The following is a 25,136-nucleotide window of genomic DNA, read 5'->3' as shown; positions in this document are numbered from 1 at the left end:
GGGTTGTCCCTTCTCAGTTCTGTACGGCGTCGCCGGTGTCCTGTACTGCGTCGCCGGTGTCCTGTACTGCGGCGCCGGTGCGGAGCAGTTCGTCGACGTCGGGGATGCCCCAGTCGGTCAAGGCCTCGCGGGTGTGCCGGCCGGGTCGTGCGGGTGGTTCGCCCAGCGCCGATGGGGTCCGGGAGAACCGTGGCGCCGGCGCCGCCTGGCGGATGCCGTCCTTCTCGATGAAGATGCCGCGGGCAACGAGATGCGGGTGGTCGCCGGCCAGTGGGAGGACGGGTGCGACGCACGCGTCCGAGCCGTCGAAGAGCTCGGTCCACTCGGCCTGGGTCCGCTGGGCGAAGGTCTCGGTCAGGACCTTGCGGAGATCGGGCCAGTTCGCCAGGTCGTTGCGATCCGGCGGGTTGAGGTCGAGCCGTTGGATCAGCTCGTCGTAGAACTGGGGCTCCAGGGCGCCGACGGCCATATGTTTGCCGTCGGCCGTTTCGTAGACGTCGTAATGCGGCGCGCCGGTGTCGAGCAGGTTGGTCCCTCGCTCCTGCTTCCAGGTGCCGGCGGCGAGTGCGCCGAGCAGCATCGTCGTGAGATGCGCGGAGCCGTCCACGATCGCGGCGTCGACGACCTGACCCTGTCCGCTCCCCCGGGCCTCGACGAGTGCGGCGAGGATGCCGATAACGAGGTAGAGGGAACCGCCCGCGAAGTCGCCGAGCAGGTTCGCCGGGACTTGGGGTGGTCCGCCTGCGCGGCCGATCAGGTGGAGGGCGCCGGAGAGGGCGAGGTAGTCGATGTCGTGCCCGGCGGTCTGGGCAAGGGGGCCGTCCTGGCCCCATCCGGTCATGCGGCCGTAGACGAGCTTGGGGTTGACCGCATGACACTCGTCCGGTCCGAGGCCCAGCCGCTCGGCGACACCGGGGCGGAACCCCTCGACCAACACGTCGGCCTGGGCCGCGAGTCGCAGTACGGTGCCGGCGCCGGCCGGGTGCTTCAGGTCGAGCGCGACGCTGCGGCGGCCCCTGTTGAGCAGCTCGTACTCGGGCGGCCCCATCATCAGGCCGCCGCCGGGGCGATCCACCCGGATCACGTCGGCACCGAGCTCGGCCAGCAACATGCACGCAAACGGCACCGGGCCAAGCCCGGCCAGCTCAACCACCTTCACCCCGCTCAGCGGACCCATACACCCCATTGTGACAGTCCCACTGTCACAGTCGTCAAGTCACCTTGCCGGGCGGGGTAGGAGAGGCGGAGTCGCCGGCCGTCATCGCGGCGACGGTCAGCACGCCGGTCCGGATCACGGTCCTCATGCGTTCACCCCATAGCGGTCGACGAGGAACTCCGCGAAGGTCCCGCGGCCGTACGGCGTACCGGGGACGAGAGCCTCGCCCGATGCGTAGCCGCGGAAGACCTTCCCGGGGAGTCTGAGTGGGACCACCGGTCGGCGCGAATGGTTGGCCTGCTTCCACGCGCGGGCCAGGTCGGGTACGGAGAGGCGTTCGGGTCCGCCGATGTCCGGGACGCGTCCGGCCGGCTCGCCCGTCGCCAGCTCGGTCAGGCGGGCGGCGACGTCCTCGACGGCGATCGGCTGCAAGGTGATCGCGGGAGCCAACAGGACGGGGAGGAACCGCTGAGCGCTGAAGATCTCGTCGGGCAACTGGTGGAACTGGGTCGCCCGCAGGATGGTGAACGGCAGCCCAGATCGTGCGACCAGGCGTTCGACCTCGACCTTGTCGCGGTAGTACCCGAGCGGGATCCGGTCGGCCCCGACAATCGAGACCACCACGACATGCGTGCCGGTCCCCTCGAGGGCGTGCAGCAGGTTCTTCGTCTGGGCGACATCGCCGCGACCCCGGCTGGTGGCGAGATGAACCACGACATCGGCACCCTTGACGGCCTCGGTCAGTCCTTCACCCGTGGCGAGGTCACCCATCACCAGATCGCGGCCGCTCAGGTCGCTGCCGGCCCTGTCGCTGCCGGCCTTGTCGTCCCTGGTCTGGTCTGCGACGGTCGGGTCGGTGGCGGGCTTGCGGCTGAGTACGCGGACCTGGTTGCCGGTGGCGCGGAGGTGGGCGACGGTTGGGCGGCCGAGGGTGCCCGTGCCGCCGGTGACGAGGATGGTTGGCATTGGATGGTGTCCTTTCGGTCACCAGCCCAGACTGGGCAGCCCGCCCAAACGTGACAACTGCCCGGCGGCGACCGTCAACTTGTCCGGATTCATCACCAGCTCCAGCCGGACCAGCTCGTCACCGGAGAACGTGAAGAAGCAGATCGCGCGCAGCCCGTCAGCATCCGCCGCGACCAGCACCGGCTCGCCGTTCGCCTCCCCGTAGTACGGCAGGATCCCCGCGCCGAACCGCTCCAGCACCCCGACGAGGTACCTCGCGACCTTCTCGCGACCGTGTACCGGCCGCCGAGCCGCATTCACCTTGCCGCCACCATCGGCCCGCGAAACTACGTCATCAGCCAGCAGCGCTTCAAGGCCGGCGATATCCCCAAGACGCGCGGCCGCGAGGAACCGCTCGACCAGCTTCCGCCAATGCGCCGCATCCACGGGGCGCACCTGCTCACCGGCCGCGATCCGCTTGCGCGCTCGTGAATGGAGTTGCCGTGCGTTGATCTCCGTCGTACCGACCAGCTCGGCGACCTCCCGATGCGAGTACCCGAACGCCTCACGCAGCACGTACGCCGCCCGCTCGGCCGGCGTGAGCCGTTCGAGCAACCGCAACAGCGCGAACGACACCGACTCCCCGGCGGCAACCACTTCCAGCGGTCCCGGAGCCCCGGTCAGGACCGGCTCCGGCAACCACTCACCGACGTAGGTCTCCCGGCGCGCACGGGCCGAAGTCAGTTGGCTCAGGCAGAGATTGGTGACCGTCTTGGCAAGAAACGCGGACGGCTCGGCGATCTCCCGATGATCCACGCCCTGCCACCGCAACCACGCGTCCTGCAGCACCTCGTCGGCGTCCGTGACCGTGCCGAGCATCCGGTACGCGATCCCGAACATCCGCCCGCGATGCTCCTCGAACAACTCCAGCGCCCCAGCCGTCACCCCCTCATCCTCGCAGTGCGCTCACCAAGCGGGCGCAGGCCTCTCAGCTCATCGGAAAGCGTCGGCGGCCTGCTGGATCTTGTCGTGGTAGTCGCGCCAGGCTGCTTCGTCCATGAAGTCCGAGTCGGAGCCGCCCTTGCCGTCGATCAGCTCACGGACGATGTCCATGTGGCCGGCGTGGTGGGCGGACTCGGCGACCATCCGGATCAACAGCACGGCGAGCGTGGTCTTGCGGCGGCCTTCGGCCCAGTGCGGTACTTCGGCGGGCGCGTCCAGGTCGAGTTCGTCGACGGTCCGGCTGCCATGCTCACATGCCCGCTTGTACAACCCGATCAGGTACTCGCTCGTCTCCGACGGCAGCGCCCACATGTCCGCCCCGTCCCAGACCGAGCCGTCCTCCTCCCAGGCCAGCTTCTCCGCCGGCGGCCGGCCCAGACTGGTCCCGAGATAGACGTACTCCACCCCGGCGAGGTGCTTGATCAGGCCGAGCAGGTTCGTCCCCGATGGCACCAGCGGCCGGCGCAGGTCGTACTCGCTCAGCCCTTCGAGGTCCGAGAGGATCACCGCCCGGCTCTCCTTGAGCTTGCTGTGCAGTTCCGCCTTGAGATCCGTCATGCGGCCGACGCTAACGCAGCCCTCGGACAGTTCCAGAGGCTCAGGCAGGCGCACCCGGCGGGATGAACGGGATCCCGGCCGGAGCGCCCTGCTCGATCAAGGCGAGCAGCGCGTCGGTGTCGAGGTGCTGGTCGATCGCATCGGCCAGCCGATCGAGCCGTTCCTCCCGCAGCGCAGCGAACGACACCGTCCCGTCCGGCGCGGGCTTGCCGGTCATCCCGGCCACCTCGGTCAGGAACGCGTGCCGCTGCCGGTCGTCGTCCATCAGCCCGTGCCAGATCGTCCCCCAGGTCGCCCCGAGCCGGCAGCCACCCGGAAACTCCTCGGCCTCCCCCGTCACCCGCACGACCCCGTGGTGGATCTCGTACGCCGTCGGTGCGGGCTGGGCGAGCACCTTCTCGACTGCGAACTCGGTTGCTATCGGCAACGACCCGAGACCGCGATGGCTGCCCCCGTTCTCCACCCCGTGCGGATCCTCGATCGCTTCACCCAGCAATTGGTACCCACCGCAGATCCCCAGCACCGGCCGCCCCGCCGCCACTCGCGCGCTCACCGCATCAGCGAGACCGGTCGACCGCAACCAGGCCAGGTCATCAACAGTCGCCCGCGATCCGGGCAGCACCACCAGATCCGCAGTACGGACCTCGGCCGGGCTCGCGGTGAAGAACACGCTCGTCGTCGGCTCGACCGCGAGCGCGTCCACATCGGTGAAGTTGCTGATCCGCGGGAACCGGACCACCGCGATCGTCAGTACCTCGGACTCGGTCGACGTCAGCCGGGCCGGGATGTCGAGCGCGTCCTCCGAGTCCAGCCACAGCTCCGGCAACCACGGCACCACGCCGTACGTCGGCCGCCCGGTCGCCGTCGCCAGCATGTCGATCCCGGGCTGGAGCAATGACACATCACCGCGGAACTTGTTCACCACGAAACCGCTGATCAGTCGCTGGTCCTCGGCCGACAACAGCGCAACCGTGCCGAACATCGACGCGAACACGCCGCCGCGATCGATGTCGCCGACCACCACGACCGGGGCTTGCGCGTGCTGGGCCAACCCCATGTTCACGTAGTCCGAGCGACGCAGGTTGATCTCGGTCGGACTACCCGCGCCCTCGGCAACGATCACGTCGTACCGGGACGCGAGATCGTCGTACGCCGCGAAGGCCGCTTTGGCGAGCTCAGCCCGTTCGGTGAGGAAGCCGCGGGAGGTCAGCTCGCCCCATGGTTGACCGAGGAGGACGACATGGCTGCGGTGGTCGCTGCCGGGTTTGAGCAGCACCGGGTTCATCGCCGCCTCCGGTTCGGCACCGGCCGCGATCGCCTGGATCCACTGGGCCCGGCCGATCTCGGCGCCGTCCGCGCAGACCATCGAGTTGTTCGACATGTTCTGCGCTTTGAACGGAGCGACCCGCACACCCTGCCGCGCCAACCACCGGCACAGCCCGGTCACAACGGTCGTCTTGCCCGCGTCGGACGTGGTACCGGCGATCAGCAGGGAGTTCACCCGCCAGATCCTAAGGCTCGCATCACCAGTGCGAGATTCAGGCGGAAGCGGCCAGCTGGGTTATCCAGTGGGAAGCCGAGGACGGTCTCCGCGTGCTGGAGGTGGTAGGCGATCGTGCTGTGGTGGCGGTACACGAGCGCGGCGGCCTTGCGGACCGAGTCCGTGGCGCAGTACGCCCGCAGGATGCCCAGCAGGTCCTCTCCACCAGGCTCGGCGGCGATCCGGTCGAGCGCGACGACATCGGGACTGAGGGCGATGTCCTCCGGCCGCAGACGCTCGGCCAAGACGATCAAGCCGCCCAGCTCGTCCGCCCGCATCACCGGCATCTCGGCTGAGGCGAGACGCAACGCGGTCCGCGCCGCCCGCCACGACTCGGCCGCCTGGATCCCCGGTACAGCCGGTCCGAGGCCAACCAAGACGCCACCAGTAGCCAGCTGCTCGGCCCAATCTGTTGGCTCCCCAGACTCGGGCAACAACGCTGTACCAACGTCCCCGATCCACGCCGACCGTACGACGCCTGCTGCGCGCAGGTCCGGCGTACCCGAGAACGCGGCGACTCGGAGCATCCCGGCCGGCGACAGACCGAGCAGGTGCAGCGCGCGAGAACGTTCTGCGATCCCGGTCGAGTCGGCGATGAGCAACTCGACGAGGGCCGAGTCACCAACAGCCGGGAGGCCGCTGACAGTCCGGTCGAGCAGGATCGAACCGGCCAGGGCGAAGCGTTCCAGCACCATCTCGTCGAAAGGCAACGCCGGCCCGGCCCGAGCGAGCCAGAACCCGGCGTCGGCCTCCTCGCGAACCGCAGCCCCGGCCGGCGGTCCGCCGACGTCGACGGAACCATCCGGATCGGCCCGGAGAACAAGCCCACGTCCGGCCGCCTCGACCCCGACCTGGCACTCGGCCAGCGTGGCCGTGCTCTTCAGCAGAGTGGTCAGGTCGGCCCGACTCGTCACCAGCGCGTCGAAGAACCCAATCACCCGAACGGCGCCCTCGGCATCGGCGTCCAGTGCGGACAACCGCAACAACAGGCCTTTCATGAACTGAGATTACCGGCCCGGCGCCAATCGGCGGGGCTCCGCCAGTCGGCGGGCTGCGGCCCCCGGATCACCGCCACCTGTCGGCTGCCGGACCCAGCTGCCCGAGTCCATGCTCGATCTACCCAGCACGGGGCGCACGCTGGAACCGGAGAACGACCCGAAGCGAGGAGCCGGAGATGACCGACTACCCGATCGATCCCGAACTGCAGCCATGGCTGGCGATGTTGCCGTCGATCGAGCTGACCGACATCGTCGCCAGCCGGGCCGCGATGGACGAGTTGCTGAAGGTGCTCCCCGCCGTCGAGATCCCGGCTGGGATCGAGATTCGCGAGGTGTCGATCCCGGGTCGCGACGGAGCGCCCGACATCAAGGCACGGGTCTATGCGCCGACCGACAGCGATGGATCGCTGCGGCCGGGATACCTGAACATCCACGGCGGCGGGTTCGTGATGGGTGACCTGGACACGTTCGAGCAGGCTCCGGTGGACGTCGCGGCAACGGGCGTGGTCGTGGTCGCACCTGATTACCGGCTGGCACCGGAACACCCGTTCCCGGCGGGCCTTGAAGACTGCTATGCCGCGCTCGAATGGCTGGCCGGGAACGCGGCCGAGCTTGGTGTGGACCCGCAGCGGATCGCGGTGGGCGGTGAGAGCGCCGGTGGGGGTCTGGCGGCCGCGGTGGCGCTGCTCGCCCGGGACCGGCAGGGTCCGGCGATCTGCTTCCAGCTGCTCGATATCCCCGAGCTCGACGACCGGCTCGAGACGCTGTCGATGCGGACGTTCGTCGACACCCCGATCTGGAACCGGCCGAGCGCCGAGCTGAGCTGGAAGTACTACCTGTCCGGTGCGCCAGAAGTACTCGGCCTCCAGTACGCCGCGCCGTCGCGCGCGGAGGACTTTGCCGGACTGCCGCCCGCGTTCGTCGCGGTTTGCGAGTTCGACCCGCTGCGGGACGAGGGCCTGATCTACGCCCAGCGCCTGCTGGCCGCGGGCGTGAGCACCGAACTCCACCACTACCCCGGCACCTTCCACGGCTCCGGCATCGTCCAGGCCGCGGCCATCACCCGCCGCATGCTCGCCGACAAAGCCACCGCCCTCGCCAAGGCCCTGGGTACCTCCTAGCGAGCCGATCGCAGTACGGGCAGGCCGGGTTGTGGGTAGTGGCGGCTGGTTAGAGTGGCGGGCATGGAGAACGAGTTCAGCGTCGTGGATGCCACGTCGCACAGCCGGTACGAGGCACGCGACGGCGCCGACGCCCTGATGGGATTCGTCAACTACCGCCGGACCGACTCGGCGATCATCTTCCTGCATGCCGAGACGCTGCCCGAGTTCCAGGGCCGTGGCGTGGCCGGCCAGATCGCGGCGAAGTCCCTCGCCGACGCCCGCGCGGCCGGGCTCCGGATCAAGCCCGCCTGCCCGTACTACATCGAGTACCTCAAGAAGCATCCGGAGTACGACGACCTCGTGGACGAGGTGCACCACCGGTGACCGTTCCGCCCATGGGCACCCTCGACTGGCGTCCGGCCGCCGAGGTCCCCGAACTCCTGGCCGCACCGGTCCGTCCAGCGCTCGGCGACATCCCGGGGTACGCGGCCGCGATCGACCCGACACTGGCCGACACGGCCGCCTTCTGCGCCGAGTACGACGTACCGATAGCCGCGTCGGCGAACTGCGTGATCGTCCACGGCAAGCGCGCCGGCGAGTCGACGTACGCCGCGGTGATGGTGCTCGCCACCCACCGCGCGGACGTCAACGGGGTGATCCGCAAGCACCTCGGCGTCCGCAAGATCTCGTTCGCCGCGCAGGACGATGCGGTCGGGGCTACCGGGATGGAGTACGGCGGCATCACCCCGATCGGCCTGCCCGCCGACTGGCCGGTCCTCGTCGACGAAGCGGTCGCCCAAGCCGGCCTGGTCGTAATCGGCAGCGGCATCCGCGCCTCCAAGCTCCTGGTCGAAGGCTCCGACCTCGCCAAGCTCCCCACCGCCACAGTCCTAGCCCTCGCCAACCCGGTTTGATCAGATTGCCAGGGCCAGTTCCGGGCGGCGGGACTGTCAGAAACGGCGATCACAGCTAACATCGGAGCTGTCCCGGGGTGGGAGGCGACTGTGCCCTGCCCGGGATCACGGGCAGTTGGGTGCGTGGCGCAGTCGGAACTGGGGAAGGGCATGGTGGCGGGGTGACGGTGGCTGGCGGCGACGACGGCGGGCCGACCGCGCTGCGGATCATGCTGGGCGGCCACCTCCGCCGGATGCGTGAGGCAGCCGGGATCAGCCGCGCCGACGCGGGCTGGCAGATCCGCGCCTCGGAGTCCAAGGTGAGCCGGATGGAGCTCGGCCGGGTCGGTTTCAAGGAACGCGACGTCAACGACCTGCTCAAGCTGTACGGCCTCAAGGACGACCGCGAGCGCGACCGGCTGATGGAGCTCGCCCGGGCCGCCAACAACCCCGGCTGGTGGTCCCGGTACGGCGACGTGATGCCGGCCTGGTTCTCCAACTATGTCGGCCTCGAGGTAGCGGCCAAGCTGATCCGGACCTACGAGGTGCTCTTCGTCCCGGGCCTGCTGCAGACCGAACCGTATGCCCGCGCGGTCGTCCAGCTCGGCAAGTCGTATCTGCCGACCGAGGAGATCGACCAGCGCGTCGATCTTCGGGTGACCCGGCAACAAATCCTCACCAGGGCGAACCCGGTGAAGCTCTGGGTGGTCATCGACGAGTCGGTACTGCATCGACCGATCGGTGGCCGCGAGGCGATGTGTGAGCAGATCGAGCACCTGATGAAGATGGCGCGGCTGCCGAACATCACTCTGCAGGTGATGCCGTTCAGCAGTGTCGGCTATCCGAGCGCCGGTGGTGCGTTCAGCGTGCTGCGATTCCCCGAGGGCGACCTGCCGGACGTGGTCTACATCGAGCACGCGGCCAGCGCGCTGTACCTCGACAAGATCGAGGACCTGGACGAGTACGCCGCGATCATGGACGCGCTCAGTATCTCGGCCGCACCGCTCGGCGAGACGCAGAACATTCTGCGCGACGCCCTCGACAAGATGGCCTGACTTCTCCCGACGCGGCCCAGCGCAGCCTACGCGCGGCTTTCGTGATCAGTTTTCTGTACATGAAAGCCGGGGTTGATCAGTATTCTGATCAACCCCGGCGGGGAAAGACGGTGCTTCAGGCAACCTTGAGGTCGAACTTGATGTTGCCGCGGGTGGCGTTCGAGTACGGGCACACCTCGTGCGCCTTCGCGACCAGCTCCTCGGCGACCGGACGCTCGACGTTCGGCAGGGAGACCACGAGCGCGACCTCGAGGCCGTAGCCCGCGCCGCCGTTGATCGGGCCGATGCCGACCTCAGCGGTGACCGTCGAGCCCTCGGCGTCCTGCCGCGCCTTCCGGGCGACCAGCTTCAGGGCGCTGTGGAAGCAGGACGCGAAACCGGCCGCGAACAGCTGCTCGGGGTTCGTCCCCTCGCCGGTGCCGCCCATCTCCTTCGGCGGCGCGACGGTGACGTCCAGCTTGAAGTCGTCGGTCGTGGTCCGGCCGTCGCGGCCGCCCTCGGCCGTGGCGCGGGCGGTGTACAGAACCTTCTCGACAGCGATGGTCATAGATCTCCTCAGTAATTACGTGGGGGGTGGGGGTTGGGGAAAGTCAGTTCGTTGGGAGCTCAGCGGGCAGGGTCGAGCAGGAGCTTGCCGACGGTGCGGCGGGCTCGCATGTCCTCGTGGGCAGTGGCGACCTCGGACAGCCCGTACTCGCCGCCGACGATCGGGCGGAGCTTGCCCGCAACGGTCAGATCGAACAGCTCGGTCAGCGGGCCGCCCAGCAGGGCCGGGTTCTTGAAGCAGTCGGCGAGCCAGAAACCGGCGATCGTCTTCGACCCCTTCATCAACCGGCGCGGGTCGACCGGCTGAGCCGCCTCCCGGGAAGCGGCGCCGAACGTCACCAGCCGGCCGAACCGGTCCAGCGCGTCGAACGACTCGTCGAACGTGCGCCCGCCGACCATCTCCAGCACGATGTCGACCGGCCGGCCCTCGTTCGCCTCGATGATCCGGTCCTTCAGGCCCTCGGGGTCGCCGTCGATCGCGGCGTCCGCGCCGAGCTCCAGCACCTGCTTGCGCTTCTCCTCGCTCGACGCGGTCGCGATCACCCGTCCGGCGCCCCAGAGCTTCGCCAGCTGCACGGCGAGCGAGCCGACTCCCCCGGCACCGGCGTGCACCAGGACGGATTCGCCCTGCTGCAGGTGGGACGAGGTCTTCAGCAGATGCCAGGCGGTCGTCCCCTGCAGAACGAGGGCCAGCGCGTCACCGTCGCTCACCCCTTCGGGCACGTCGAACGCGTACGGCGCATGGGCCACGGCCTTCTCGGCGTAACCACCCGAGCCGACCAGCGCGACCACTCGCCTGCCGTCCGCAGTACGGCCGACGACTTCACCGCCCGGGATGAGCGGGAGGGTCGCCTTGGACAGGTAGCTGTTCTCCACCTGGTGGGTATCGGCGTAGTTGATGCCGGCCCGGTCGACGGTGATCAGGACCTGGCCCGCGCCCGGCGTGGGCTCCTCGACCTCGCTGATCTTCAGCACTTCGGGGCCACCGAACTCGGTGATCTGCACGGCTCGCACGCTGCGTTCCCTTTCCACATCGGCTACATCAGTTGGATGATCGGCTTCTCTACGCTGTACTATACACCGTACGTTAGCGATCATCGATGTGATGTGGGACCCAGCAGGAAGGTGGACCAGATGGCCGGCGCGAAGACCCGGACGCCGCGGAACACGCTCAACCCGGAGCTGATCGTGCGCGCCGCCCTGGACCTGATGGAGACCAAGGGCACCGACGCCTTCAGCCTGCGTGGAGTCGCCGCCGAGCTCGGAGTCGGCCCGATGGCGCTCTACACCTACTTCCGGAACAAGGACGACCTGTACGACGCGGTCCGCAACCACCTGATGGCGCTCGTCCCCGCCGTACCGGAGGGGGAATCGTGGCCCGACCAGGTCCGGGCGGTCTGCCGGGATCTGCGCCGGCTGCTGCTCGAACACCCTTGCCTCGCGCAACTACTGGGCAGCCGCCCGCTGAGTGGTCACGAGACGGCTCGCGTCGCCGAGGGCCTGCTCGGTGTCCTGCGGTCGGCCGGGTTCGACAAGGAGACGGCGGCGCGGACCCACACGACGCTGTTCACCTACGTGCTGGGGGCAACGTCCTGGGAGATCCAGATGGCCACCGAACGACGCGACCCGGAGGCCTGGCGACGGCTGCGAACGACGATGGAGTCGCTGTCGTCGGCCGAGTTCCCCACCGTGGTCGAGCTGGCGCCTGAGCTGGCCCGGACGACGGGCGGCGATGAGCAGTTCGACTACGGGCTCGACCTGCTGCTCGCGGGTCTCGAGTCGTCGAACGCGGTCAGAACACCAGCGTCACGATCGCGATGATGCCGATCACCACGATCAGGCCGCGCAGCGCGATCGGCGGCAGCTTGCGGCCGTACCGGGCGCCGACGAATCCGCCGATCGTCGAGCCGACCGCGATCAGCCCGGCCGCCAGCCAGTCGACGTCCGCGACGATGATGAACAGGATGGCGGCGACGGTGTTCACCACGGTCGCGAGGACGTTCTTCAGCCCGTTCATCCGTTGCAGGTTCGCGTCCATCCCGAGGCCGAGGATCGCCATCAGCAGGACGCCCTGCGCCGCACCGAAATAGCCGCCGTACACGCCGGTCGCGAAGACCGCGGGGATCACCCACCAGGCACCGCGATGGGTATGCGTCGGCACGCTGATCCACCGCCCCAGCCACGGCTGCAATGCGACCAGCAGACAGCCGAGCAGGATCAGCCCCGGAACCACCGCGTGGAACGCCGAATCCGGCAAGGTCAGCAGCAGTACTCCCCCGACCACACCGCCGACCAGCGACGCGGGCACAAGCCGGATCAGCCGACCGCGCTGACCCTCCAGCTCGCGACGGTAGCCGATGGCGCCGGCCGCCGTACCGGGCGCGAGGCCGACGCTGTTGCTCACGTTGGCGAGGACCGGAGGGATGCCGACGGCAAGCAACGCGGGGAAGGTCAGCAAGGTGCCCGAACCCACCACCGCGTTGATCGTCCCCGCGCCCATCCCCGCCAGTAAGACGAACAGCGCCTCGAACCATGTCATCGTTGCCAGACTCTACGCACCTGACATCCCTCGGCGCTCGCGAGTCCACTCGTTGAGCGCTCAGGTGTCGTGCAACTAACACGGCCCGGACGTCCTCCTGAGGAAGACAGCCGGGCCGCGGTCGGTCCGTAGTACGAGGACGGCTACAAGGTCAGCGCTCGAACGGGGGCTCCGCCGATGGTGCCGGCGGGTTTTGCTCCGGGGTAGCGGTGACGGCGGGCGGCGGGACCTGCTGCGCGGAGCGGGAGCTGACGGCCGCGTTCTGCGCCGCGGCGATCGCCTCCTGGACCGCGTTGTCCGCTTCGGCGACGGCCGCATCCGGTGTGCCGACTGTCTCCAGCTCGACGGCGGCGTGGTCCTGCGGAGGCGCCTGGAAGTCGCCCTCGGCCTTCTGCGGGATACCGGCGATCTGGCCGACCGCGCTGCCGAGGCCCTCCATTGCCTTGCCGATCTCGCTCGGGATGATCCACAACTTGTTCGAGTCGCCCTGGGCGATCGACGGCAGCATCTGCAGGTACTGGTACGCCAGCAGACCCTGGTCCGGCTTGCCCGCGTGGATCGCGTTGAACACCGTGGTGATGGCCTGCGCCTCACCCTGCGCCTTCAGGATCCGGGCCTCCCGCTCGGCCTGCGCGCGCAGGATCCGGGACTCCCTGTCACCCTGGGCGGTCAGGATCGCGGACTGCTTCTGACCCTCGGCCGACAGGACGGCGGACTGCCGCATACCTTCGGCGGTGAGGATCGCGGCGCGCTTGTCCCGGTCCGCGCGCATCTGCTTCTCCATCGAGTCCTGGATCGACGGCGGCGGGTCGATCGAGCGGAGCTCCACCCGGTTCACCCGGATGCCCCACTTGCCGGTCGCCTCGTCCAGCACGTAGCGCAGCTTCTCGTTGATCTCCTCGCGGCTGGTCAGCGTCTGCTCCAGATCCATGCCACCGATGATGTTTCGCAGCGTGGTCATGGTGAGCTGCTCGATCGCCTGGATGTAGTTGGAGATCTCGTACGTCGCGCGCACCGGGTCGTTGACCTGGAAGTAGATGACGGAGTCGATCGACACCATCAGGTTGTCCTCGGTGATGACGCCCTGCGGCGGGAACGCGACCACCTGCTCGCGCATGTCGATCGTGTAGCGGACCTTGTCGACGAACGGGGTGAGCAGGTTCAGGCCCGGCTGCAAACCGACCTTGAACTTGCCGAACCGCTCCACGATGCCGACGGTCTGCTGCTGCACGACCCGGACGGACTTGATCAGTGTGACGATCACCAGTAAGGCGACCAGACCCAGCACTATGAGGAACGCGGTCACGTGACCCTCCATTGGAAACCGAACTCAGGACGGACAGTCTTTCCTATCGACGGTCCACTCCAAGGCCCGGTTCCCCAGCCATACCGCCGAAGGCAAAAACCACCCTCACCTGCGACCCTACTGCGCGCCGGAGTCCGAATCCGGCTCCGACTTGCCCAGCTCCGGGTTGCGCAGTTCTGGCTGGTGCGTGATCGGATCTCCGATCGGGTACACCACCGCCGTCGCCCCGTCGATCGACATGACCTCGACCCGGGTGCCCGGTGGGAGCGTCGACACCTCGTCGTACGGCCGAGCGGTCCACAGCTCGCCACCGAGCTTGATCGACCCGCCACCGTCGGGGTGGATCTCCTTCACCACCACACCACTGCGGCCGATCACGTGCTGCGAGCCCGTCTTGATCTCGACGCCGTGGTGGATCTTGCGCACCAGCAACGGCCGGATCGCCGCCAGCATCGCCGCCGACGTGATCAGCCCGACGACGATCTGCAGCCACAACAGGCCGGGGAAGAACGCGGCCACACCCGCCGCCGTGAGCGCACCGGCGGCCAGCATCAGCAGGGTGAAGTCCAGCGACGCGAGCTCGGCCAGCCCCAGTACGACGGCGATTCCGAGCCAGGCCGACCAGACGTTGTCCCGCAACCAATCCATCATTTGCCAAGCCTATCCGCGATCAGGATCTCCAGCAGTCCGACAACCCTTCAGACGCAGGACCAGTTCCCACGGATTCCACCGTACGTCGACCCGGTGGTTGCCCGGGGCGAGTTTGCCGATGCGGGTCAGAGGGCCCGGGCGGCGTACCGGCCGTCTTCGTGCGAGAGGCTGAGGGCCAGGTCGAAGGTCTCGCTCAGGGTCTCGGCGGTGAGGGCCTGCTCGATCGGGCCGGCCGAGACGACACGGCCTTGTTTGAGCAGCATCGCGTGGGTGAAGCCGGGCGGGATCTCCTCGACGTGATGCGTGACCAGCACCATCGCCGGCGCGCCCTCGGCCGTCGCGATCGAGCTGAGTGAGCGGACCAGGTGTTCGCGGCCGGTCAGGTCGAGGCCGGCGGCGGGTTCGTCGAGGAGCATCAGTTCGGGGTCGGTCATCAGGGCACGGGCGATCTGGACCCGTTTGCGTTCGCCCTCGGACAGGGTGCCGAAGGTGCGGTCGCCGAGGTGGCCGATCCCGAGTTCGGTGAGCAGTTCCTTGGCGCGCTGGTGGTCCAGCTCGTCGTACTCCTCGCGCCACCGGCCCAGGACCGCGTACGACGCGGAGACCACGACATCGGCAACCCGCTCACCCCGCGGCAACCGGTCGGCGAGGGCGGCACTGGTGAGACCGATCCGTGGGCGGAGCTCGAACACGTCGACCGCGCCGAGCACCTCACCGAGCAGTCCGGCGACTCCCTCGGTCGGGTGCAACTGAGCCGCGATCACCTGGAGCATGGTGGTCTTGCCGGCGCCGTTCGGGCCGATCACCACCCAGCGGTCGGCCTCGTCGACGGTCCAGTCGATACCGTCCAGCAGCCGCGAGTTCCCACGAACGATCGTGACCCCGGCCAGCTCCACCACAGCACTCATACCGCAAACCTAATCTGTCGCTCCCGCGCCCACACCACGACCCTGCCGCTCCCCTTCCCGCTCCCCCCTCCCCTCGCGTCTCCCTACTGGACCTTGAACACCATCGCGGGACCGTGAACACCAACACCACCTGTCCGAGGTCCCGCCATCTTGGTCACGGTCCCCACGCCGGTTCTCTCGGTCGGGGCGGGCTGGTACCGATTGACATGAGGTAGTCGGCCTTTGGGGCGTCCAGTTGGTGGGCTCCAGGCGTGGACGGCTGCCGAGCGGGGCACTACCTCATGTCGATCGGTACGGACAACACGGCCAATCGCCACCGACGGGGTCGCCCTGGGGGTGGAACGGCTGGCTAGCGGGGCCTGGGCGCACGGGCGCGGGGTGGGACGGGCAGGCGGGCTGGGTGGAGGACGGTTGTGCGGGGGTGGGCAGGCGGGGCTGGGTGGGGGAAGGTTGGGTGGGGGTGGGTGGGAGACTGGCGGGCGTGCTGACGACTGCCGCCTCGGTTCGGTTCACTGTTTGGGCGAACTCGATGTTGACCGGTGCATGCGATCCGGATACCGCCGCGCATCGCATCCTCGGTAACGATGTCGGTCATCACGTTGCGGGGCTTGCGGCTCATCCGGCGCCGGCGACGTTGCCGGTCGCGTTGAATCTGATCCGGGCGGCCGGGGCGACGGGGGCGAATCTGGCGTTGCCGATTCCGGGTGATCCGATCGGGTTGGCCGGGCCGCCGGCGTTCAACGAGTCGGCTTTGGAGGCGGGCGAGGCGGTCGTGCTGACCGGGGCTGAGATCGGTCTCGTACCGGCGTACGTCGGGCCGGCGGTGCAGTGGAACGTGCTGACCGCGACGAGTCCGTTGCCGGCGGACTTCGGCGAAGCAGACCGCGGACTGCGGGCCGCGCTGATCGAGGCGGCTGAGTCGCTCGCGGAGCTCGACGTTGCGAAGTGGAAGCCCGAGGTCGCCGACGCGTTGATCGACATCCGCAAGATCGGTTCCGGCAAGGGTGATGAACTTGCTCCCGGCTACGACCCGCGTGCCGTGAAGACGGCCGCATCCGCACGCCGGTTGCTCGCGATCGCAGACGCAGCGCTGGACGACGACGGAGCCGCAGTCACCGGCGCCGACGCAGACGCCCGCCGCCGTACGCTCCTGACCCTCGCCGCAGCCGCCCGCCGCGCCCTGGTCGCAGCCTGCGCCCCACCCACCCGGCACTGATCGCCGGCACAAACCGCCATCGCCACCCCGCCGATCGCTGGCACGCGAACCGCCGTCGCAACCCCATCGCACGCCCGCACGCGGAGTGCCCACCACTCGCTGGTCGCTGGTATGTGGACTGGTGTGCCTGGGTGGGGGGTTCTTGGGTAGCGTCATCCCTGCGATGACTGGACAGGCTGAGCACGAGACGCCACTGCTGGACCGCCCGACGCTGCTGGTCACCTTGACCGGTACCGACCGGCCGGGCCTGACGTCCGCCGTACTGTCGATCCTCGCCGGGCGCGGGCTCGAGGTGATCGACGCCGAGCAGGTCGTACTGCGGGGCCGGCTGGTGCTCGGCGTACTGCTGTCCGCCCCGCGCGACCACAAGGAGCTCAAAAAGGAGCTCAAGGGTCTCGCCGAGATGCTCGACGTCGACATCGACGTGAAGAAGGGGTACGGCGACAACGAACCGCGGCGCAAGGGGCGGACCCAGGTCACCGTGATCGGCAGCCCGCTGACCGCGAAGGGGTTCGCCGCGATCGCCGGTCGGATCGCCGACACCGGGGCCAACATCGACCGGATCAGCCGGATGGCGCGCTATCCCGTCACCGCGGTCGAGATCGCCGTCTCGGGTGCCGACACGGACCAGTTGCGCACGGTGCTCGCGCTCGAAGGAGTCCGCCAAGGGCTCGACGTCGCCGTACAGTCCGGTGGTCTGTATCGGCGGGCCAAACGGCTGATCGTGATGGACGTCGACTCGACCCTGATCCAGGGCGAGGTGATCGAGATGCTCGCGGCGCACGCGGGCCGGCTCGAGGAGGTCGCCGAGGTCACCGAGCAGGCGATGCGGGGCGAGCTCGAGTTCGCCGAGTCGCTGCGGCACCGGGTCGCGACCCTCGAGGGGTTGCCCGCGTCGGCCCTTGACGACGTGTACGAGGCGATCCAGCTTGCACCGGGCGCGCGGACGCTGGTACGGACGTTGAAGCGACTCGGGTACCAGTTCGCGATCGTCAGCGGCGGGTTCAGCCAGATCACCGACAAGCTCGCCGCCGACCTCGGTATCGACTACGCGGCCGCCAACGAACTGGAGATCGTCGACGGCAAACTCACCGGCAAGGTCGTCGGCGACATCGTCGACCGGGCCGGCAAGGCGACCGCGCTGCGCCGGTTCGCGGAGTCCTCCCGTACGCCGCTCTCGCAGACGGTCGCGATCGGCGACGGGGCCAATGATCTCGACATGCTCGCAGCCGCCGGACTGGGTATCGCCTTCAACGCCAAACCGGTGGTCCGTCAAGCCGCCGACACCCACCTCAGCGTTCCGTACCTCGACAGCATCCTCTACCTCCTCGGCATCTCCCGAGAAGAAGTAGAAGCCGCCGACGCCCTCAGCTGATCCTGCGGCGGCAACCGTGCGCTGACACTCCCAGCCCGCACACCGGTGAGAACTGTCTGTCGTGAGGTGTTGACTCTTGGGTGTGAGAGCGCTCTCATAGGGCAACGTCCCTGAGCTTGGAGGTTGTGATGCGTTCCCGCCCGAACACAGCGTCTTCACGGTTCCGATTGCTGATCTCCGCGCTGGTCGCGCCGGTCCTGGTGGCCGTCTCCCTGGCCGTCGCGGCGCAGGCCAGTGTCCCGCCGCCACCGGCGGGCTGGACGACCGTCTGGTCCGACGACTTCGACGGCCCGAATGGCTCGCTGCCGTCGAGCGCCAACTGGATCGTCGACACCGGTCACGGGTATCCCGGCGGCCCCGGGAACTGGGGTACCGGCGAGATCCAGAACTACACCAACAGCCCGAACAACCTCTCCCTCGACGGGACCGGCAACCTGCGGATCACCCCGCGACGCGACGGCGCCGGCAACTGGACCTCGGCCCGGATCGAGACGCAGCGCAGCGACTTCAAGCCGCCGGCCGGCGGGGTGCTGGCGATCGAGGGCCGGATCCAGATGCCCAACGTCACCGGCAACGCAGCCCTCGGCTACTGGCCCGCGTTCTGGGCACTCGGCGGACCGTACCGCGGCAACTACTGGAACTGGCCGGGTATCGGTGAGTTCGACATCATGGAGAACGTCAACGGGATCAACTCCGTCTGGGCCGTCCTGCACTGCGGCGTGAACCCAGGCGGCCCGTGCAACGAGACCAGCGGCCTCGCGAACAGCCGGGCCTGTCCGGGCTCATCCTGCCAGTCCGCGTTCCACACCTACCGGTTCGAGTGGGACACCAGCATCTCCCCGAACCAGTTCCGCTGGTACGTCGACGGCCAGCAGTTCCACTCCGTCAGCCAGGGCCAGCTCCCCGCCGACACCTGGGCCAACATGACCTCGCACGCCGGCTACTTCATCCTGCTGAACGTGGCGATGGGCGGCGCGTTCCCCGACGCCCTCAACGGCCCGACCCCACGCGCCGAGACCGTCCCCGACCGCCCGATGGTCGTCGACTACGTGGCCGTCTCTTCTCGCGGCGGCACCCCGCCGACCACGCCTTCCACTACCCCGCCGACCACCCCTCCACCTGGAGGGAGCGACGCCTACAGCACCCTGCAGGCCGAGTCCTTCAGTGAGCAGGCAGGCGTCGCGACCGAGACCACCACCGACACCGGCGGCGGACAGAACCTCTCCCACCTCGCCAACGGCGACTGGATCCTCCACCGGGGGATCAACTTCGGCAGTACTCCGGCCACCCAGTTCGTCGCCCGCGTCGCCTCCGGAGCAGCCGGCGGCGTCAGCGGTCTGGTCGAAGTACGACTGGACAGCCGTACCAGCAACCCGATCGGCAGCTTCGCCATCGCCAACACCGGCGGCTGGCAGTCCTGGCGAACGGTCCCGGCCAACATCTCGGCCGTCACCGGCGTCCACGACGTCTACCTGACCTTCAGCAGCGGTCAGCCGGCCGACTTCGTCAACCTCAACTGGTTCACGTTCGGCCACTGACAACCCGCCAGCGGACAGACGCCGGCCGCCACCCCGCGGCCGGCGTACCGGGTGACCGAGAGGAATCGGAGGGGTCAACCACCTATTCTTCGCGTATGTCAGAACAGCTGGGTGGGGTGAGCAGCGGGCCGGGGGCTCTGTTCGCGATCGGTGGTGCCGAGGACAAGCTGAAGAAGCGGACCGTGTTGCAGGAGTTCGTGGAAGCGGCTGGTGGGTCCAAGGCACGGATCGTGGTGGTGCCGACGGCGTCGGCGTTGGGGCCTGATGTGGTCGACGTGTACTCCGCTCTGTTCGCCGCGCTGGGTGCCGAGAGCGTGGTCGGGGTCCGGCCGGAGACTCGTGAGGACGCCGACGATCCCGCCTTCTTCGAACCGCTGGCGACCGCGACCGGGGTGTTCATGACTGGTGGCAACCAGTTGAAGCTGAGCGGCGTGGTCACCGGTACGGCGTTCGGGCGGGCCGTGACGGCCGCGCATGCGCGGGGTGCCGCGGTCGGTGGGACGTCGGCGGGGGCGAGCATCCTGGCCGAGCACATGATCGCGTTCGGGCGGTCGGGGGCGACCCCTAGGCAGCGGATGAGCCAGTTGGCCGGCGGACTCGGGCTGGTGCAGGGCGCGATCGTGGACCAGCACTTCGCCCAGCGGAACCGGTACGGCCGGCTGCTCTCGCTCGTCGCCCAGTCCCCCGGGCTGCTCGGGATCGGCGTCGACGAGGACACGGCCGCCGTCGTACGGGGATCGCATCTTGAGGTGGTCGGCCGGGGTGCGGTGACCATCTTCGACGGCAGCCGGATCACCTCGAACGCGGCCTCCGCGAAGGGGTCCGAAGCGATCCTGGCGTCGGGTGTCGTCCTGCACGTGCTGCCTGCGACGGCGACGTTCGACCTGAGCGCGCGGACGCTGTTGTCGTACGGACCGCAGCCGCCGGCCGAGGAACTGGCCGAGCTCCAGGCGGCCGAGGCGGACCTGCGCAAGCTGGCCAAGGAGATCGCGGCCGAGGGGGTGTCGCCGAGGTACTACGCCGAGCGCAAGCGCCGGGCCGGCAAACGGGTCGCGAAGACGTCCAAACGGTCGGCCGCGGCCGGTCAGTCCAGACCGGGGGCGACCGAGCCGTTGAGCGCGGGCGCCGACCTCCAGCACGATGCCGACCAGACCAGCACGCCGCAACCAGACAGTGGGACCGCATGACCGACACCACCCCGACGCCAACCCCGAGCCAGGGCCAGATCCACGGCACGCCGAGCCCGGACCTGAAGATCATCGAGACCCGCGTCTACCGCGGTCCGAACGTCTGGAGCTACGACCCGGCGATTCATCTCGTCGTCGATCTGGGCTCGCTGGAGAGCTTCCCCTCGAACTCGATTCCCGGCTTCACCGAACGCCTGCTGGCCGACCTGCCCCGGCTCGACCAGCACCACTGTTCGCGCGGCCGCAGGGGCGGGTTCATCGAGCGCCTGCACGAGGGCACCTGGCTCGGCCACATCGCCGAGCACGTCTCCCTGCAGCTGCAGCAGGAGGCCGGTCACGACATGCGTCGCGGCAAGACCCGTCAGGTCAAGGGCGTGCCCGGTCGCTACAACATCACCTACGCGTACGCCGACGAGACGGTCGGCATCGCCGCCGGTGAACTCGCGGTCCGGTTCGTCAACCACCTGGTCCAGCCGGATCCGGCCTTCGACTTCACCACCGAGCTCGAGCGCTTCATCAAGCAGGCCGAGCGATCCGCGTTCGGGCCGTCGACGCAGGCGATCGTGGACGAGGCGGTGTCCCGCGACATCCCGTGGATCCGGCTGAACAAGGCCAGCCTGGTCCAGCTCGGCCAGGGTGTGCACGCGAAGCGGATCCGGGCCACGATGACGTCGGAGACCGGTTCGATCGCGGTCGACATCGCCAGCGACAAGGAGCTGACCACCCGGCTGCTCGCCTCCGCCGGCCTCCCGGTACCGCGGTCGGACTCGGTGCGCACCGTCGAAGATGCGGTCTCGCTCGCCAACAAGATCGGCTACCCGGTCGTCTGCAAACCGCTCGACGGGAACCACGGCCGCGGGGTGTGCCTCAACCTGCAGGACGCGGACGAAGTACGGGAGGCGTTCCCGATCGCGGCCGGGCAGTCGCGGCGCGGCTGGGTGATCGTGGAGAACTTCGTCACCGGCAAGGACTATCGCTGCCTGATCATCAACGGGCGGATGGAGGCGATCGCCGAGCGGGTGCCGGCGCATGTGGTCGGCGACGGCGTGCACACGGTCGCCGAGCTGGTCGAGATCACCAACGCCGATCCGCGCCGCGGGGTCGGGCACGAGAAGATCCTGACCCGGATCACCGTGAACGCCGCGGCCCGGGAGCTGGTCCGCAGCCAGGGCTTCGAGCTGGACGACGTGCCGCCCGAGGAGACCATGGTCAAGCTGACCCTGACCGGCAACATGTCCACCGGCGGGATCTCGATCGACCGGACCTTCGAGGCGCACCCGGAGAACGTCGAGATCGCCGAGGAGGCGGCCCGGATCGTCGGGCTGGACATCGCCGGGATCGACTTCATCTGCCCCGACATCACCCAGCCGGTCCGTGAGACCGGCGGCGCGATCTGCGAGGTGAACGCCGCGCCCGGGTTCCGGATGCACACGAATCCGACGATCGGCGACCCGCAGTACATCGCCAAGCCGGTGGTCGACATGCTGTTCCCGCCGGGGGCGACCAGCCGGATCCCGATCGTCGCGGTGACCGGTACGAACGGCAAGACCACCACCGCGCGGATGATCAGCCATGTCTTCAAGGGGATGGGCCGCAAGGTCGGGATGACGTCCACCGACGGCATCGTGATCGACGAGCGGCTGGTGATCCGCTCGGACGCGTCCGGACCGAAGTCGGCGCGGATGGTGCTGCAGAACCCGCGGGTCGACTTCGCCGTGTTCGAGGTGGCCCGGGGCGGCATCCTCCGCGAGGGTCTCGGGTACGAGCGCAACGACGTCGCCGTGGTGCTGAACATCCAGCCGGACCACCTCGGGATGCGGGGTGTCGAGACACTGGAGCAGTTGGCCGACGTCAAGGCCGTACTGGTGGAGGCGGTGCCGCGGGACGGGTTCGCCGTACTGAACGCGGACGATCCGCTGGTGCGCAAGATGCGGCGGAGGTGTTCGGGCCAGGTCGTGTGGTTCAGCATCGCCGAGGCGGGCAGCGAGGTGCGCGACTACATCGAGGGGCACTGCCGCCGGGGTGGTCGCGCGGTCGTGCTGGAGCGGTCGGACCTGGGCGACATGATCGTCATGAAGCACGGCCGGCGATCGATGCAGCTGGCCTGGACCCACTTGCTGCCGGCAACGTTCGGTGGGCGGGCGATGATGAACGTGCAGAACGGGATGGCCGCGGCCGCGGCTGCCTTCGCCGCGGGCGCGCCGCTGCACGACATCCGGCAGGGCCTGCGGACGTTCAACACCTCGTACTACCTCTCCCCCGGCCGGCTGAACGAGGTCGAGGTCGACGGCCGGCACGTGATCGTCGACTACTGCCACAACGCGCCGGCGATGCGGATGCTCGGCGACTTCGTCGACAAACTGGGCGAGAGTCTCGGCGCCTCGTCGGAGGTTGGACGGCCCTCGCGGATCGGCGTGGTCGCGACCGCGGGCGACCGGCGTGACGACGACATGCGCGAGCTCGGTGAGGTCGCGGCGCACCACTTCGACGTACTGGTGGTCCGGGAGGACGCGCGGTTGCGCGGCCGGAAGCGGGGTGAGTCGGCCGAGTTGGTCAGCGAAGGCGTGCGGTCCGCGATGGAGCAGGGTGCGCGCTGCCGCCAGGTGGAGATCGTGCTGGACGAGCTGTCCGCGGTCCAGCACGCGCTGACCCGGTCGAACCCGGGTGATCTGGTGGTGCTCTGCGTCGACCAGCATCAGACGGTGCTGACCGAACTGGAGTCGGTGTCACATCTAGCTCAGGCAGGCGCGCGGTCCGGTGACGAGGGCGGCGACCCGGACTTCGTTCAGCCGGAGGAGGAAACTGATACGGCAACGGAATAGGTGAGCGGCGACACCTTGTTGCCCGGAACTCCGTTCGGTACAGCGTCGTTGGCCTGACCGTGAAGAAGAAGTTGCTGATGGCATGTGTCGTTGTTGCCCTCCCCCTGCTGGTGTCATGTGGTTCTTCCGAGAAAGAGCGGGCCACGCAGGTCGCGGCAAGCGCGCCGACTGTGCTTGTTGAAGACGCCTGGGTGCGGGCGACGATCGGGGCCAAGGACACCACGATGACGGCCGCGTTCATGTCGCTGACGAACCCCGGGAACGCGGACATCAAGTTGACCTCGGCAACCTCTCCGGCGGCCGGAATGGTTCAGTTGCACGAGATGGCGATGAAGGACGGCAAGATGGTGATGCAGGAGAAGGCGGGTGGGATCAACGTCCCGGCCGGCTCGCATGCCCATCTCGCACCCAGCGGCGACCACGTGATGCTGATGCAGCTGACCAAGGCGCTCAAGCCCGGCGACGAGGTGCCGGTGACGCTCAAGTTCTCCGACGGGACCTCGCACGACCTGACCGTCCCGGTGAAGGCGTTCACCGAGGAGGAAGAGCACTACCACCCATCCGAGACCCCGACCTCTTGACCGCACCACACATTCCGGCCGAACCCCCAACCACGCCGAGTCGGCGGCGGTTGCTGGGGTACGCCGGGGTCGCCGTGGCGGGCGCCGTCGCAGGCGGCGCGGGTGGCGTGGCGGCCGCGAGACGAGCCGACGACGCGAGCCACCAAGCGGCCGAAATGGTTGCCCGCGACATCTCGCCGTACGGTGAGCATCAGCCTGCGATCGCGGCGCTATCTCCGAAGCATGCCGAGTTGGTGGCGTTGAACCTGCTCCCGGGCACGAACAAGGCCGCGCTCGGCCGCCTGATGCGGTTGTGGACGGCGGACATCGTCGCGTTGACGGCGGGTCGTCCGGCGCCGGGTGACACTGCACCTGAGTTGGCGGTGCCCAACGCTGCGTTGACGGTGACGGTCGGTCTCGGGGCACGGGTGTTCGCCCTGACAGGATCGAAGCCGGCCGGATTCGACGATCTGCCCGTGATGCGCCACGACCGATTGCAGGCGGCCTGGTCAGGTGGGGATCTGCTCCTGCTCGTCGGGGCGGACGATGCCGTCAGCGTCGTCCACGCCGTACGACGGCTGGTGGCGGACGCGGCCCCATTCGCGCGACCGGCTTGGCGGCAGACCGGATTCTGGAACGGCACCGGCCCCGACGGCCAACCCGTCACCGGCCGGAACCTCTTCGGCCAGGTCGACGGGACCGGCAACCCAGCCCCCGGTACGCCGGACTTCGACGCGACCGTGTGGGCCGACACGCCCGACTGGTTCCGCGGCGGCACCACCCTCGTCGTACGGCGGATCAAGCTGAACCTGGACACCTGGGACGAGCTGACCCGATCCGAACAGGAACGCGCGGTCGGCCGCAAACTGTCCACCGGCGCACCCCTGACCGGATCCGCCGAGCACGACGAACTCGACATCGAGGCCCGCGATGCCGACGGGCGACTGGTGATCGCCGAGAACGCGCACGCCCGCCTCTCCCATCACAGCGAGAACGACGGTCGCCGGATCTTCCGCAAAGGCCTGAACTACGTCCAAGACACCGGGCCGACCCGAGAGAACGGCCTGATCTTCCTCAGTTACCAGGCGGACGTGGCCGGCCAGTTCCTCCCGCTGCTGGCCCGCCTGGATGCGTCCGACGCCCTCAACGAGTGGACCACCACGATCGGTTCGGCCGTCTTCGCCCTCCCGCCCGGCTTTACTGAGAGCGGCTGGCTGGCGCAGGCCCTGCTCGGCTGA

General features: G+C 68.9%; 24 protein-coding genes. 12 read left to right on the top strand and 12 right to left on the bottom strand.

Features of this window, described 5'->3' with window-relative positions; all coding sequences use genetic code 11:
* Positions 1 to 13: 13 nt before the first annotated feature.
* The 6 genes from EV643_RS25730 to EV643_RS25705 all read right to left on the bottom strand — a co-directional run bounded on the left by EV643_RS25730 (position 14) and on the right by EV643_RS25705 (position 6,199).
* Complete coding sequence (locus EV643_RS25730; protein ID WP_133802710.1) at positions 14 to 1,177, bottom strand: CaiB/BaiF CoA transferase family protein; 1,164 nt, start codon at positions 1,175 to 1,177, stop codon at positions 14 to 16.
* Between the two features lie 123 nt (positions 1,178 to 1,300).
* Positions 1,301 to 2,122, bottom strand: coding sequence for an SDR family oxidoreductase (locus EV643_RS25725; RefSeq protein WP_133802709.1), 822 nt, complete (start codon positions 2,120 to 2,122; stop codon positions 1,301 to 1,303).
* Between the two features lie 18 nt (positions 2,123 to 2,140).
* Complete coding sequence (locus EV643_RS25720) at positions 2,141 to 3,046, bottom strand: RNA polymerase sigma-70 factor (RefSeq protein WP_133802708.1); 906 nt, start codon at positions 3,044 to 3,046, stop codon at positions 2,141 to 2,143.
* 48 nt (positions 3,047 to 3,094) lie between these two features.
* Complete coding sequence (locus tag EV643_RS25715) at positions 3,095 to 3,661, bottom strand: DinB family protein (RefSeq protein WP_133802707.1); 567 nt, start codon at positions 3,659 to 3,661, stop codon at positions 3,095 to 3,097.
* Between the two features lie 40 nt (positions 3,662 to 3,701).
* The gene (locus EV643_RS25710; RefSeq protein ID WP_133802706.1) at positions 3,702 to 5,162 is read right to left on the bottom strand and encodes a cobyric acid synthase; all 1,461 of its coding nucleotides are present in this window, start codon (positions 5,160 to 5,162) and stop codon (positions 3,702 to 3,704) included.
* Positions 5,159 to 6,199, bottom strand: coding sequence for a helix-turn-helix domain-containing protein (locus tag EV643_RS25705; RefSeq protein WP_133802705.1), 1,041 nt, complete (start codon positions 6,197 to 6,199; stop codon positions 5,159 to 5,161). The genes EV643_RS25710 and EV643_RS25705 overlap by 4 nt, the downstream gene beginning before the upstream one ends.
* 176 nt (positions 6,200 to 6,375) lie before the next feature.
* Between EV643_RS25705 and EV643_RS25700 the strand changes: the two genes are divergently transcribed.
* From EV643_RS25700 to EV643_RS25685, 4 genes are all read left to right on the top strand, one after another.
* Positions 6,376 to 7,320 carry an alpha/beta hydrolase gene (locus EV643_RS25700; protein WP_133802704.1) on the top strand — a complete coding sequence of 315 codons (945 nt, stop codon included), beginning with the start codon at positions 6,376 to 6,378 and terminating at the stop codon, positions 7,318 to 7,320.
* Between the two features lie 63 nt (positions 7,321 to 7,383).
* Positions 7,384 to 7,686, top strand: a complete 303-nt coding sequence (locus tag EV643_RS25695) for a GNAT family N-acetyltransferase (RefSeq protein ID WP_133802703.1) — start codon at positions 7,384 to 7,386, stop codon at positions 7,684 to 7,686.
* 11 nt (positions 7,687 to 7,697) lie between these two features.
* Entirely contained in the window at positions 7,698 to 8,216 is a 519-nt protein-coding gene (locus EV643_RS25690; RefSeq protein ID WP_166665585.1) for a YbaK/EbsC family protein, read from the top strand.
* 167 nt (positions 8,217 to 8,383) lie between these two features.
* The gene (locus EV643_RS25685; protein ID WP_502255086.1) at positions 8,384 to 9,250 is read left to right on the top strand and encodes a Sco1979 family transcriptional regulator; all 867 of its coding nucleotides are present in this window, start codon (positions 8,384 to 8,386) and stop codon (positions 9,248 to 9,250) included.
* A 115-nt stretch (positions 9,251 to 9,365) separates the two neighbouring features.
* On the opposite strand, the gene EV643_RS25680 is transcribed toward EV643_RS25685, so the two are convergent.
* Together EV643_RS25680 and EV643_RS25675 are read right to left on the bottom strand one after the other, a co-directional pair.
* A complete protein-coding gene (locus EV643_RS25680) occupies positions 9,366 to 9,797 on the bottom strand; it encodes an organic hydroperoxide resistance protein (protein WP_133802701.1) in 432 nt (143 codons plus the stop codon).
* Between the two features lie 59 nt (positions 9,798 to 9,856).
* Positions 9,857 to 10,810, bottom strand: a complete 954-nt coding sequence (locus EV643_RS25675) for a quinone oxidoreductase family protein (protein WP_133802700.1) — start codon at positions 10,808 to 10,810, stop codon at positions 9,857 to 9,859.
* A 120-nt stretch (positions 10,811 to 10,930) separates the two neighbouring features.
* Here EV643_RS25675 and EV643_RS25670 point away from each other — a divergent pair, with 120 nt between their 5' ends.
* Positions 10,931 to 11,617: a TetR/AcrR family transcriptional regulator gene (locus EV643_RS25670; RefSeq protein ID WP_133802699.1), complete on the top strand. Its 687-nt coding sequence runs from the start codon at positions 10,931 to 10,933 to the stop codon at positions 11,615 to 11,617.
* On the opposite strand, the gene EV643_RS25665 is transcribed toward EV643_RS25670, so the two are convergent.
* The 4 genes from EV643_RS25665 to EV643_RS25650 form a co-directional block, all read right to left on the bottom strand.
* Entirely contained in the window at positions 11,589 to 12,335 is a 747-nt protein-coding gene (locus tag EV643_RS25665) for a sulfite exporter TauE/SafE family protein (protein WP_133802698.1), read from the bottom strand. The two genes, EV643_RS25670 and EV643_RS25665, sit on opposite strands and share 29 nt — an antisense overlap.
* A 151-nt stretch (positions 12,336 to 12,486) precedes the next feature.
* On the bottom strand, positions 12,487 to 13,653 hold the full coding sequence (locus EV643_RS25660; protein WP_370452359.1) for an SPFH domain-containing protein: 1,167 nt from the start codon (positions 13,651 to 13,653) through the stop codon (positions 12,487 to 12,489).
* Positions 13,654 to 13,758: 105 nt separating this feature from the next.
* Entirely contained in the window at positions 13,759 to 14,292 is a 534-nt protein-coding gene (locus tag EV643_RS25655) for an NfeD family protein (protein WP_133802696.1), read from the bottom strand.
* Positions 14,293 to 14,417: 125 nt separating this feature from the next.
* Positions 14,418 to 15,200, bottom strand: coding sequence for an ABC transporter ATP-binding protein (locus tag EV643_RS25650; protein ID WP_133802695.1), 783 nt, complete (start codon positions 15,198 to 15,200; stop codon positions 14,418 to 14,420).
* 481 nt (positions 15,201 to 15,681) lie between these two features.
* On the opposite strand from EV643_RS25650, the gene EV643_RS25645 reads away from it, so the two are divergent.
* The 7 genes from EV643_RS25645 (at position 15,682) to EV643_RS25615 (ending at position 25,136) form a co-directional block, all read left to right on the top strand.
* Positions 15,682 to 16,416 carry an Rv1486c family protein gene (locus EV643_RS25645; RefSeq protein ID WP_133802694.1) on the top strand — a complete coding sequence of 245 codons (735 nt, stop codon included), beginning with the start codon at positions 15,682 to 15,684 and terminating at the stop codon, positions 16,414 to 16,416.
* 163 nt (positions 16,417 to 16,579) lie between these two features.
* Positions 16,580 to 17,791, top strand: a complete 1,212-nt coding sequence (gene serB, locus EV643_RS25640) for a phosphoserine phosphatase SerB (RefSeq protein ID WP_133802693.1) — start codon at positions 16,580 to 16,582, stop codon at positions 17,789 to 17,791.
* 128 nt (positions 17,792 to 17,919) lie between these two features.
* Complete coding sequence (locus tag EV643_RS25635) at positions 17,920 to 19,329, top strand: carbohydrate-binding protein (protein WP_133802692.1); 1,410 nt, start codon at positions 17,920 to 17,922, stop codon at positions 19,327 to 19,329.
* Positions 19,330 to 19,424: 95 nt separating this feature from the next.
* Entirely contained in the window at positions 19,425 to 20,516 is a 1,092-nt protein-coding gene (locus tag EV643_RS25630) for a cyanophycinase (RefSeq protein ID WP_133802691.1), read from the top strand.
* Positions 20,513 to 23,338 (top strand): cyanophycin synthetase, encoded by a 2,826-nt coding sequence (cphA, locus tag EV643_RS25625; protein WP_133802690.1) that lies wholly within the window; start codon positions 20,513 to 20,515, stop codon positions 23,336 to 23,338. The genes EV643_RS25630 and cphA overlap by 4 nt, the downstream gene beginning before the upstream one ends.
* Positions 23,339 to 23,415: 77 nt before the next feature.
* On the top strand, positions 23,416 to 23,919 hold the full coding sequence (locus tag EV643_RS25620; protein WP_166665584.1) for a copper chaperone PCu(A)C: 504 nt from the start codon (positions 23,416 to 23,418) through the stop codon (positions 23,917 to 23,919).
* Positions 23,916 to 25,136 carry a Dyp-type peroxidase gene (locus tag EV643_RS25615; protein WP_238165797.1) on the top strand — a complete coding sequence of 407 codons (1,221 nt, stop codon included), beginning with the start codon at positions 23,916 to 23,918 and terminating at the stop codon, positions 25,134 to 25,136. The genes EV643_RS25620 and EV643_RS25615 overlap by 4 nt, the downstream gene beginning before the upstream one ends.

Source organism: Kribbella caucasensis (assembly GCF_004361855.1).
Taxonomy (GTDB): Bacteria; Actinomycetota; Actinomycetes; order Propionibacteriales; family Kribbellaceae; genus Kribbella; species Kribbella caucasensis.
The sequence above is the reverse complement of the archived record's forward strand: the minus strand, read 5'-3'. Positions and strand labels throughout refer to the sequence as shown.